This is a genomic window from Eikenella sp. HMSC061C02 (genome assembly GCF_001809035.1).
GTDB lineage: Bacteria > Pseudomonadota > Gammaproteobacteria > Burkholderiales > Neisseriaceae > Eikenella > Eikenella corrodens.
This window is the reverse complement of sequence record NZ_KV795576.1, coordinates 695-13,077: the sequence shown is the minus strand read 5'-3', so window position 1 is coordinate 13,077 and position 12,383 is coordinate 695. Positions and strand designations below refer to the sequence as shown.

At 56.1% G+C, this 12,383-nt stretch carries 7 protein-coding genes and 1 pseudogene; all 8 read left to right on the top strand.

Annotated elements, in window-relative coordinates; translation table 11 throughout:
• The first annotated feature begins 288 nt into the window (after positions 1 to 288).
• The 8 genes and pseudogenes from HMPREF2541_RS10925 (at position 289) to HMPREF2541_RS10890 (ending at position 12,079) form a co-directional block, all read left to right on the top strand.
• Positions 289 to 2,051 (top strand): annotated as a pseudogene (locus HMPREF2541_RS10925) (acyl-CoA dehydrogenase).
• A gap of 87 nt (positions 2,052 to 2,138) precedes the next feature.
• Positions 2,139 to 2,546 carry a VOC family protein gene (locus tag HMPREF2541_RS10920; RefSeq protein ID WP_070543576.1) on the top strand — a complete coding sequence of 136 codons (408 nt, stop codon included), beginning with the start codon at positions 2,139 to 2,141 and terminating at the stop codon, positions 2,544 to 2,546.
• Between the two features lie 54 nt (positions 2,547 to 2,600).
• Positions 2,601 to 3,407 (top strand): DNA ligase, encoded by an 807-nt coding sequence (locus HMPREF2541_RS10915; protein WP_070543574.1) that lies wholly within the window; start codon positions 2,601 to 2,603, stop codon positions 3,405 to 3,407.
• A gap of 183 nt (positions 3,408 to 3,590) precedes the next feature.
• Positions 3,591 to 5,186 (top strand): ArnT family glycosyltransferase, encoded by a 1,596-nt coding sequence (locus HMPREF2541_RS10910; protein WP_070543578.1) that lies wholly within the window; start codon positions 3,591 to 3,593, stop codon positions 5,184 to 5,186.
• Positions 5,187 to 5,397: 211 nt separating this feature from the next.
• Positions 5,398 to 6,237 carry a hypothetical protein gene (locus HMPREF2541_RS10905; RefSeq protein ID WP_070543572.1) on the top strand — a complete coding sequence of 280 codons (840 nt, stop codon included), beginning with the start codon at positions 5,398 to 5,400 and terminating at the stop codon, positions 6,235 to 6,237.
• Positions 6,238 to 6,314: 77 nt separating this feature from the next.
• Positions 6,315 to 6,671 carry a hypothetical protein gene (locus HMPREF2541_RS10900; protein ID WP_064087753.1) on the top strand — a complete coding sequence of 119 codons (357 nt, stop codon included), beginning with the start codon at positions 6,315 to 6,317 and terminating at the stop codon, positions 6,669 to 6,671.
• Between the two features lie 75 nt (positions 6,672 to 6,746).
• The gene (gene ubiG / locus HMPREF2541_RS10895) at positions 6,747 to 7,469 is read left to right on the top strand and encodes a bifunctional 2-polyprenyl-6-hydroxyphenol methylase/3-demethylubiquinol 3-O-methyltransferase UbiG (RefSeq protein ID WP_070543570.1); all 723 of its coding nucleotides are present in this window, start codon (positions 6,747 to 6,749) and stop codon (positions 7,467 to 7,469) included.
• A 560-nt stretch (positions 7,470 to 8,029) separates the two neighbouring features.
• The gene (locus tag HMPREF2541_RS10890; protein ID WP_168161115.1) at positions 8,030 to 12,079 is read left to right on the top strand and encodes a pilus assembly protein; all 4,050 of its coding nucleotides are present in this window, start codon (positions 8,030 to 8,032) and stop codon (positions 12,077 to 12,079) included.
• The last annotated feature ends 304 nt before the right edge of the window (positions 12,080 to 12,383 follow it).

The following is a 12,383-nucleotide window of genomic DNA, read 5'->3' as shown; positions in this document are numbered from 1 at the left end:
TGATACGGGGATTCCGATATACAAGGGTGTGTGCAGAACGCACGCACGCGGCTTGGAAATAACTGGCAACGGCGTGCGTGCCACAGGCACGCACCCTACACCCCACCTTAGGCTACCTGAAAAACCGTAAGCCGGATTCCCGCACCCGACACCCTGTCCAAGGCTACCTGAAAGTTTCAGGCAGCCTTTTTTGCTACGTATCAAGCCAGCCCGTTGCAGCCATACCCAAGCCCCTGCGGATTTGCTATGCTAGCCCGTATCTTCCCTTCTACTACAAAGGAGCCTTCCATGTCCTACCGCGCCCCCGTAAACGAACTCTTATTCGCCCTGCAAACCCACGGCAACCTGGCCGAAATCGCCCAATGGTATGCCGAAAGCGGCCTGGACGAAGACACCGCCGCCGCCATCATCGAAGAAGCGGCCAAGTTCAGCGAAGAAGTCTTTCTGCCCACCAGCCGCACCGGCGATTTGCACGGCGCGCGCCTGGAAAACGGCAAAGTCATCACCCATCCCGACCTCGCCGCCGCCTACCAAGCCTTCTGCGAAGCCGGCTGGCCCGGCCTGCGCGCTCCGGCGGAATACGGCGGTCAAGGCCTGCCTGCGGTGATTTCCGCCGCGTGCGAAGAAATGTACTACTGCGGCAACCTCGCCCTCTCGCTGCTGCCCATGCTCACCGTAGGCGCGGTGGAAACCATTGCCAAGCACGGCTCCGAAGAGCAAAAGCAAACCTTCCTGCCTAAATGAGCCAAGGCCTCTGGAGCGGCACCATGAACCTCTCCGAGCCGCAGGCCGGCACCGACCTGTCCCAAGTGGCCACCAAAGCCGTGCCGCAGGAAGACGGCAGCTACCGCATTAGCGGCCAGAAAACCTTCATCACCTGGGGCGAACACGAACTGACCGAAAACATCATCCACCTCGTGCTCGCCCGCCTGCCCGGCACCACCTCCGGCATCAAAAGCCTTTCGCTGTTTATCGTGCCCAAATACAAGATCCAGCCCGACGGCAGCATCGGTGAGAAAAACGGCGTGTCCGCCACCGCCATCGAACACAAAATGGGCATTCACGCCAGCCCCACCTGCGTGATGCAGTTCGACGAAGCCGAAGGCTACCTCATCGGCAAAGCCGGGCGCGGCCTGCTTTATATGTTCACCATGATGAGCCATGCCCGCCTGGGCGTGGGCATCGAAGGCCATGCCGTGGCCGAAGCCGCCTACCAGCAGGCACTGGCCTACGCCCACGAGCGCATCCAAGGCAGCGCGCCCGACGGCACCCCCCTCACCATCATCCACCATCCCGACGTCGCCCGCATGCTGCTGGTGCAAAAAGCCACCATCGCCGCCCAGCGCGCCCTGTATCTCCAGGCCGCCGCCGCGCTCGACGCCTCACACCGACACCCCGAGCCCGCCGCCAAAAAAGCTGCCAAAGGCCGGCTCGACTACCTCATCCCCATCGTTAAAGCCTGGTGCAGCGACAACGGCACCGTGCTCGCCAACCTGGCCATGCAAGTATTCGGCGGCGCAGGCTATATCGAAGAAACCGGCATCGCCCAGCTCGTGCGCGACGTGCGCATCACCGCCATCTACGAAGGCACCAACGGTGTGCAGGCCGCCGACCTCGCCCGCAAAACCGTGTCCGACAAAGGCAGCCTCGTGCGCACCCTGCTCGCCGAAGCCCAGCAGACCGCCAACGAGCTCGCCGCCATCGAGCCCGCCACTGCCGAACCGCTCCAGCGCGCCCTCGAATTGGCCGAACGCAGCACCGCCCTCCTCGTGCAGCAGCACGAAACCAACCCCGCTGCCACCGCCCTAAACGCCGCCGCCTATCTGGAGCAAATCTCCCTCACCCTCGGTGCGGCCGCCCTGGCGCAAAACTTCCTCACCGCCCGCAATGCAGAAGCACGCTTCGGCAGCGCATTCTGCCAAGCCCAGCAGCACACCGCCCGCGCCTACCTCGCCTACGTTCTGTCCCAAGCCCACGCCTGCGCCGAACGCATCCGCCAAGGCGCCGAGCCCCTGCTCGCCGTGCCGTTTGAAGCCTTCGCCTCGTCTTAAAGCGCGGCATGACAAAGGCTACCTGAAAATGCAGAACCGCTTTTCAGGTAGCCTCTCAATATCTCTTCCGACTATCAAGGACAGCTGATGGAACAACATATCAACTACATTACGCTCGGCGTGGCCGACCTCGCCGAATCGCGCCGTTTTTATCGGGATGTATTCGGCTGGCAGGAAACGGCCGGCAGCAACGAAAATATTGCCTTTTTCCAAGCCGGAAACGCGCTGCTGCTCGCCCTGTTCGGCAAAGCCGCCCTGGCGCGCGACGCACAAATACCGGAACAAAGCAGCGGCTTCCCACGCTTCACCTTGGCGCACAACGTGGGCAGCGAAGCCGAAGTGGACGCACTGTTTGCCGGGTTTGCCGCAAAAAACGCCAACATCATCAAAGCCCCGCAGAAAGTGCTCTGGGGCGGCTACAGCGGCTACCTCACCGACCCCGACGGCTTTTTGTGGGAAATCGCGTTTAATCCGTTTTTGCAGAAATTGCGCTGAAACCGCACTTTCAGGTAGCCTCCCAGCACACCACCCCGCCCAAACAAAACCGCCATGAAAACACTCCTCCTCGTCCTCGCCGTCCTTCTATTCGCCCCCGCCCTGTACGCCGCGCCCAACCTTATCTTGGCCAAAGAATACAACGGTCAGAACATTGCCGGCTGGGCGATGAGCGAAAAGCTCGACGGCGTGCGCGCCTATTGGGATGGGCGCAGACTCATCAGCCGCCAAGGCCACCCCTTCTCCCCGCCCGCCGGTTTCACCCGCGATTTTCCGCCCTACCCGCTCGACGGCGAACTCTACAGCCGGCGCGGCGCATTCGAGCAGATTTCCGCCGCCGTCCGCAGCGCCAACGGCGATTGGAGCGGCATCAAGCTGCACGTTTTCGACGCGCCCCAAGCCCCGGGCAACCTATATCAGCGCCTCGCCCTCGTGCAGCGCCACCTCGCCGCCCACCCGCAAGCCAAAATCGCCGTTATTCCGCAAACCCCCGTGCGCGATGCCGCCCATGCCCAACAATTCCTGCGCCAAATCGAAGCCCAAGGCGGCGAAGGCGTGATGCTGCGCAACCCCAACACCCCCTACCAGGGCGGCCGCAGCGACAACCTGCTCAAACTCAAAAGCGCGCACGACGCGGAATGTACCGTTACCGCCCACCACGAAGGTAAAGGCCGCAACGCCGGCCTGCTCGGCGCTGTGTCCTGCCGCAACGAAACCGGCGAATTCCGCATCGGCTCCGGTTTCAAAGACGCCGACCGCCGCAACCCGCCGCCAATCGGCAGCCGCATCACCTACAAATACCGCGGTTTCACCGCCAAAGGCACTCCCCGCTTCGCCACCTACCTGCGCCGCGCCAACTGAACCCGGCAGGCTACCTGAAAGCCGGTAAACGCAGCCACACCAACCGGCGGCACAGCACCACCCTGCCCTGCCATATGCTCACTTCGTGGCCGCTCCATTTTCAGGTAGCCTCCCACCTATCCACCCCCGCCCCGCACTTTGCTATACAATAGCGCCCAATTTGAATTTCCTGCCAAACATCCCATGCTAACCTACGTTCCGCCCGAGCAACGCCCCGCCCCGCCCACCTACGAGCGGCCCTGGCTCTTGCTGCTGCTGGCTTTTGTCTGGCTGTGGCCGGGCGTGTTTGCGCACGATTTGTGGCAAGACGAAATCTCGGTGTATGCTGTTATCCGGCAGGCGGCGGAGAGCGGACAGTGGTGGCTGCCGCAGGATGGCGGGACGCTGTTTTGGGATGTGCCGCCGCTGTATATGTGGCTTTCCCTGCTGTTTTTGAAACTGTTCGGTCATCTGCCGCCGTATGAGGCGGTGCGCATGGTGAATGCCTTGCTCGCGGCGGTGTCGCTTGCGGCGATGGGCGGCGCGGGGCGGATGCTTTTGGGGCGGCGCAACGGGCGTACGGCGGTGCTGGTGCTGATCGGCTGCCCTGGCCTGCTGATGATGAGCCACTTCATCAGCGGGCAAATCGTTACCCTGTGCGGCTTGAGCCTGAGTTTCTACGCGCTGGCGATGGCGCGGCAGAAAACAGTGAAGGCGATTGTACTCACGCTCTTGGGTTGGACGGTATTGTCGCTTTCAGGTAGCCTGTTGCCGCTGTTGGGCGTGATGCTCACCACGGCGCTGTTGCTGCTGGATTCGCATTGGCACAACAAACGCTTCTGGCTCACGCTTCTGGCGGCGGCAGGGCTGACGCTGCCTTTGCTGTTTGTGTGGCCGCTGGTGCTCAATGGTTTGTCGCACGAGGCCTTCCTGCAATGGTGGCGGCATCACGCGCTCGCGCCGTTCGGCGGCTTCGCCCGCTTGGATTTCGGTTTTTCTGCCGCTTATTATCTGAAAAACCTGCTGTGGTTTGCCTTCCCGGCCTGGCCGCTGGCCTTGTGGACGCTCTACCGCCAGCGCCGCCTGCCGCGCCACGGCTGGAACAGCCTGTGCCTGATTTGGCTGGCTGTGTTCGGCCTCGTGCTGGCCGCCTCGCCGCAGCACATGGAAGACAATTTAATGCTGCTGTTGCCGCCTTTGGTGTTGGCGGCAGCGGCGCAGGCCGACCAGCTGCGGCGCGGCGCGGCGGCGTTTTTCAACTGGTTCGGCATCATGACGTTCGGCTCGCTGGCGCTGTTTGTGTGGCTCGGCTTTTTCGCCATGAACTTTGGCTGGCCGGCCAAGCTGGCCGAGCGTGCAGCTTATTTCAGCCCGTATTATCAACGGGATATCGATTACTTCCCGGTTATCGTGGCCGTATTGTTCACGCCGGTGTGGCTCTTGGCGATTACGCGCAAATACGTGCGCGGCCGGCAGGCGGTAACCAACTGGGCAGCCGGGCTCACGCTGTGCTGGTCGCTCATCCTCACCCTGTTCCTGCCCTGGCTGGACGCAGCCAAAAGCTACCGCCCCGTGGTGCAGCGGCTGGAAGCCGAACTGCCGACCGATGCCTGCGTTTCCGCGCAACACGCCGTGGTGCGCCACGCCTGGCAGGAATACGGCCGCTACCCCTTAGGCGAAAACTGCCGCTTCGTCGCCACCCTGCGCCACGAATCCGTGCCCGATGCCGCCGAACTCGCCAGCGCCAACCGCCCGCGCGAAAAACACGAGGCGTTTGTGTTGTGGCAGCGGCAAGAGTAATTGAAAGGCTACCTGAAAATTCAAACGGGCACAGCCATCATAACTATCGCCTTCTCATCGGCCTTGCGCTATGATTCGACATCCTGCCCGGCCATAGCCAGATATATGCTTTCCCGCGCCCCAATCGGGTAGATTAGGGAGCAGCCAAATAGCTGACAGGCTACCTGAAACCCACCAAACCCATTTCCCACAACGCCATAAAGCAAACTTCATGAAACTCAAAACCCTCGCTCCCCTCGCCGCCATCCTTCCCGCACTTGCCATCGCCGCTCCCGCCAAACCCTCATCCGGCCGTGCATCCCAATCCAAACCCGCACAGAGCAGGTCTCAAGAGCGTGCTTCCTCCGGCAGAAACTCATCTTCCAAACCGCAGGACAACAAACCCCAGCGCGGCCGCAACAGTCAAAACAGAACCCAAGACAGCAACAAACCGGCCAACGGCCGCGCCAACTCACGTCAGCAGCAGGAAGCCAAACCAGCCCGCGGTCGCAACAGCCAAAGCAGGGAGCACGACAACAACCGGTCCGCCAACGGCCGTGCACACTCACGCCAACAACAGGAAACCAAACCTGCCAACACCCGCACCAACGCCCGCCAGCAGCACAATACCGGCCCCAATGCCGCCCAAGCCCCAATCCGGCACAGCCGGCCAACCCGCCAGCAAGATAACGAACAACCCGCCCACATCCAAGAGCGCCCGCAGCCCAACCCCGAGCCGCAAGACAACAGCCCGCAAGACAGCGTCCAAGCTGCCGAACACGCCGCTGCAAAAGCCCAATGCCTGCGCTACGTTGTCGATGGTAACAATCTCTCCGCCTTTACCGAAGCCTGCCGTCCCGATTCCGCCACCAGCGAGCGCTACCAAACCGCCTTCAAAAACACCCAAACCCAATTCGAGCACGACAGCTGCCTAGACATCGTCAGCGAAGACGAAGCCCAAGCCGCCATCAATCTTGAACTCCAACGACTCGGCCAGACCAGCCGCCTGTTCTGCCCTGCCGTCAAAGACGAACTGCCAGGCATTGCCCACCGCTACCGCAACGTCAAATAACCCACAGGCTACCTGAAAAACCGAAAAGCAGTTTTCAGGTAGCTTCCTCTTCCAAGCCACATACAGGAACTCCTCCAATGAAACTCCGCACCCTAGCCCTCCTTACTGCCGCCCTCCTCCCCGCTCTCGCCCAAGCCACGCCCGCCCAAGCCAGCAAACAACAATGCCTGGGCTATTTGAAAGACGGCTTCCAAATCGTCATCCACGTCTCTGCCTGCGAGCCCGCCACAGCCCAAGACGAACGCTACAAAAACGCCTTTAACGCCGCTCAGCAGCAGTTTGAACAAGCCAACTGCGAGCGCCTGCTGAATGAAGCCGAAGTTCGTACCTTTCTTGACAGCCAAACCGCAGGCAAATCCCAGCAACAATACTGCGCATCCATCAAAACCCCCGTGCAACGCAGCCTGCAACGCTACAACAGCGGCCGCCGCTAACCCTTTTGCCGCTGCATTTTTCAGGTAGCCTCACGCTTAAATTGAGGCTACCTGAAACCCATTTTTGGAGAAAACATGAACACCAGCGCCCAAAATGTCGATGCTGCCGAAATCGACAAATTCAGCCGCCTAGCCGCCCAATGGTGGAATCCCGAGGGCGAATTTAAATCCCTTCATGAAATCAACCCGCTGCGACTGGGTTTCATCCGCGAACATAGCGGCGGGCTGGCCGGCAAAAACGTGCTCGACGTGGGCTGCGGCGGCGGCATCCTCAGCGAAGCCCTTGCCCGCGAAGCCGCGCAGGCCACCGGCATCGACATGGCCGAAAAATCCCTTCAGGTAGCCCAAGCCCATGCCGAACAACAAGGCCTGGCCAACCTGCACTACCGCTGCATCAGCGTGGAAGCGCTCGCCGCCGAGCAGCCGGCTGCCTACGACGTGGTTACCTGCATGGAAATGCTCGAACACGTGCCCGACCCCGCCTCCGTGATTATTGCCTGCGCCAAACTGGTGAAGCCCGGCGGCAGCCTCTTTTTCTCCACCCTCAGCCGCACCGCCAAATCCTACGCCCAAGCCATCATCGCCGCCGAATACCTGCTCGGCCTCGTAGCCAAAGGCACCCACGACTGGCAGCGCTTCATCAATCCCGCCGATCTTGCCCGCCTCTGCCGCCAAGCCGGGCTGAACATCACCGCCACCAGCGGCCTCACCTACAACCCCCTCACCCGCCGCTACCGCCTCTGCCAACGAACAGACGTCAACTACATGATCGCCTGCCGCCCGATCGGTACAACTTGAGCCCAGCGCCGCATGGCAGCCAAAATTTAGGCTACCTGAAACCGGTCAAACCGTTTCAGGTAGCCTTTTTAGTGTCTCTCTACCCGCTTTTTCTGACAAACAACGGCAGGCAATCTCCAAATGATCCAAATGCATCTCCTGGCCAGCCATACATTGCAAGCAATACGGCTCTTACACGTCAGCACACCAAGCACAGATTTTGCCGTTAATTGCCAAAATAATCTGCGGCAAACAACTATCCAACAGCAATAATATATTGATAAATATCAATGAAACTAAGCAACCTGAGCGAGATACTAACCAACTTAGCAGATAACGCCTATCCAGCAATAGCGGCCGAGTACCAAAGGGGGAAATTGCCTAATTTTACGCATACCCGTCTAGTAGATGGCAGTAAAATTGCTTGCCATTAAAGGATATACCCTTATTTTTCTTTATATAGAAACGGGTTATAATAGAAACTGCCGAGCAAAGTAAACCTTGTCTATTGCAATGTTTTGATAGGGTTTGTTGATTCAGGGAAGGCGCTACTCAGTCTACTTAAACATGGAATGACGAAAATGAAAACCTCTAATATACAAAAACATTTTAGGCCGACGATGCTGGCGGCTGCCATTTTTGGCATCAGCTGTGCCGCGCAAGCGGCAACGGTGAGCATCAGCAACAAACCGCTTACCGGCGTTACCATTGCCCACGGCCCAAACATCACCCTGACGCCATCCGTAGAGCACCCGACAGCCGGTGCCGCTTATTCTGATAATTCATTTATGTTTGAGGGCTACCCAACCTTAAGAATAAGCCAACAGAACCAATGGAAAACAAGATACTTAGGGTATTTTGACAATACCAAATGCTATAAATTTTATGACTACAATAGCAATGCAGATAACGGCTATTTTGCTGTTTCTTCAGTAGCGACTACTGATAGTTACGGTCGAGTCGGCCTATGTAGCGGGAATGATGAAGAATATAGTGGTAACTTCCTAAACTGGGCCACAATGTCCGCGCTGGATATTTTCCGCTATACCCTAACCGGTGGTAACCGTGCCCGCGGTATCGGCAACAGTCCGACTAACTATCAAGCTGGTGATTCTCCAACGGAAACATTCCTCCGCCGTGCATATGTGAATAAAAACTCCAACGGTGACGGTCAATACCGTTTACGCTATAGAGGGATTGAGTTAGGCCATAATCCATCGGCACAAGATTTGGCATTTTTAAAGCGGATTATTCCTGCCAGTATGGTAGATAGCTTTGCTACGACAAACACTACCGCAGGCTTGCCACGTGCATTAGGCTTCCGATATCACCCTGTAGTACCTGGCAGAAAAACTCCACATCAGTTGGTGGATGCAAATGTACCGCTTGCATATAACAATCGTATTTTCTTCCTAAACGAAGGTTTCTACGTTACACCCGTTCGTTTTACTAGAGATGAAGTGATTTATCAGGATAGAAACGCAATTAATGTGGGTGCAGCGCCATCGTCTGTGCATTCTATTGTGCAAAAAGCTGCTGATGCCTCTCGCAGCAAACCTAATGTTACCGGCTACCGATTGCCCGTTGTGGTGCAGGTATGTAATCCGGCTAGTGCTGGCGGTGTGGCAGGTTTGCCGAGCGCTTGTCGCGCATATGGGAGCCACTACAAACCGGAAGGGCTGATGCAGCAGTACGGTCGTGGTGACGGGCCGGATAGCCGTCCTGCTCGCTTCGCTGTAGTCAGCTATCAGTTAAACTACTCAAACGACGTGAGTGGCGGTGTGTTGCGTACACGTATGAAATATTTGGATCGCACACAAAGCGAAAATGGTATCACTTATGGTAAAGAGTGGGACGAAAGAACAGGTGTGCTGGCTGTAAATCCGGACCCAGAAGATGCCCGTAAAGTCAACGTATCCAATAGCGGTGCCATCAACTATATCAATAAGTTTGGTGATGCCGGCAACTATAAAGGCCTTGATACCGCAGCCGAGCTGTTCTATACCGCTCAACGTTATTTGCGTCACAAAGGGATGCCTGCATATTATGAGCAGACTCAGCGCCGATATGGCATTAACCCAACTACGGCCGATGGCTTCCCTATGATTTATGATTGGGATGATCCGCTTACCCGTGGCTTAGCTTCTCGAGATGAAGCACAGTGCCGCTCTAACACCATGATTCTGATTGGTGATACTTTTACCCACGATGAGAAAGACTTGCCTAATTTTGGCCCAAGAAGTGGGGTAAAAGATGATTCCGAGATTAATACCCAAAAGATTTTGGAAGACATCTTGGATCAAGAGAAATTCAAAGGCCTTGGTAGAGAATCATGGTATACATCTCGCGGTTCATATGCAGGCTACGCCACTGGGCAAAATGTAACGGGTTACTCCCCAGCAGGTATCGTGGCATTGGCTTATTGGGGCAGAACACAAGATATCCGCCAAGATATTCCGGGTGATCAGCATATCAATACCTTTACCATTGACGTATTGGAGCAGGGGCGCGGCCGTTTTGAGACAGATAACCAGACTTCACTTGGTAATGCATATTATTGGGCTGCCAAATACGGTGGTTTTGATTATAAACCCGGTATTACCATGCCCAATGCATCCCGTGGTAGCTGGACCAGCGATGCACCAGGGGTTAGCAGTTCACCGGTACTATTCCCCGACGGCATGCCCAAAAACTTCGCCCTGGGCAATAACCCAGAAAATATGGTAGAGGCACTGAAAAAAGCTTTTGAAAAAGCTGGATCATATACCGACCCATCTCAGGCATTCGTAGGTGTTACCGAGCACCAAAACTCGGTGGTAGATGTCGGTGCCAATAAAACTTTAGGCCTGCAGTCTTCTTATAACGTAGATAGCCTTTCAGGTGACGTGATTGCCCAACGCATTGGTTCACAGGGCAACGGCTTAACCTTTACTCCGGCATGGCGTGCTTCAACCAAAATGGAAGCTTTCCATACTGCATCTGGTTGGTCTGCCCGCAAGCTGTTTACTGAGGCTCCCAATGGCACTACTACCGCCTTTACCCCAAGCAACGTAGCGCAATTCAGAACTGCACTGAATGCCGGTGCTTCTGCCGCCAGCTTGGTGCAATATACTCTGGGCGACCCAAGCTTAGAAGGTACTGCTTGGCGTAAACGTGAAAATGGCCTGTTGGGTACCATTATTAACTCCGGTGTACAGCCTATTCTGCCTCCGAAAAATAAACCTGCGGCTTGTAATTATGCGAACAGCAACATCATGGTTCGTAAAAACTTCTATGTAACCGCCTCGAATGCTGGCGTACTGCATGTTCTGAACCAAGATGGTCAGGAAGTGATGGGCTATATCCCTTCTACAGCCCTACCGAAACTGTATAGCTTATCTTTACCTGTGTCATCACATGCCCAGCCGACTCACCAATATCTGAATGACGGCACCCCAGTTACAGATGAAGTTTGCTTCGGTGCTACTGCAAAATCTATTGTGGTGGGTACTGCCGGTCGTGGTGGTGCTTCGGTGTATGCTCTAGATGTAACTGATTTGAGCAACCCCGGTGCCCATAACGTAATGTGGGAATTCTCCAATGCTGATGATTCCGACCTGGGCCTCACTGTTGGCAAACCCTCCATTGCCAAAGATAAAGACGGCAATCCGATCGTGATCTTCAGCAGTGGCGTAAACAGCGGTTCCAGCAATGGCTACCTGTATATTCTGCGCGCAGACAACACAGGTAACTGGCAGTTGAATACCAACTACTGGAAAGTGCCTTTGGGCCAAGATGGTGTGGGCGAGCCGGCCGTATACGACCGTGATGGCGACAAAATGCCAGAAGCCGTATTTGTTGGCGACTTGAGCGGCAAAATGTGGCGCGTGGATTACGACAAATCCAACGGTTCATGGGTTAACGCCTACAACAATCAGCCTTTATACACCCCCAGTGGCACAGGCGCACCGATTACCGCAGCTCCGGTAATCGCCCAAACAGGTGGTCATCTGTATGTAGTAGCTGGCACAGGCCAATACTTCTCTCTGGCAGATATTTCACCAGGCGTGCAGAACTATGCCCTCGGCCTCTTTGCTGAGCAAGGCCCGATCACCGATGCAGATTTGCTAGGGCAGAACTTTATCGGTAATGGGGAAAAAGTGGATGCTATCTACTCCAGCAATAAAACCCTGACACAAAAGATTTATCAAGTGTCGCAGAACGCTATCCAAAGCCATCATAAAGGCTGGCGTCTGAGTCTGCTCCCAGGTCAGGCTATTGTGGCTCAACCGGCAATCCGTCGTAATAAAGTGGCTACCTTTACAGCTGTCCGCACTACTCCGACCGGCAACGTATGCTCGGTAAATGGTGCTACTGCACTGATTGCTGTAAGCTTGCAAAATGGTGGTCAATACAACTTGCCGGCTTTTGATACCAACAAAGATGGCCGTTTTGATGGCAATGATAAATTAGGCGGTATGCTGGAAGTAGGCGGGATCATTGCTCCGGTAGGTACTTCTCGAGAAGCCAGCGTTGGTGGTAACAGCAGTATCCGTAATATCTTGGCTGGTGATACCGGAACTATTGACGTGCCGATCAACAACTTTGACGAATCCCTCATCCGCCGTATCTCTTGGCGTGAGATTTTCTAAAGCTCTAAAGCTATCGTGGTCACAAAGCCGCCTGGATTATTCAGGCGGCTTTTTTTAGCCAAATACCTAGACTACCTACTCCTACATCTCCCACTTATCTCTCCCTTTATATAGTTGCAGCAATCATTTACTCATGTGCAAGCCTGTGAGATACAGACAGCACGACCAGTGTGGCAATAGCCGAGCCCACCAGAATCAATGCTTTATTGGGGAAGATACCTTTGAATTTATCGCGCAAAGGGAAAGAGGAGGTCTAAAGCCAGCCGCCCGATCGGGTCGTTACCCAGAATAATGGTTCCTTCGA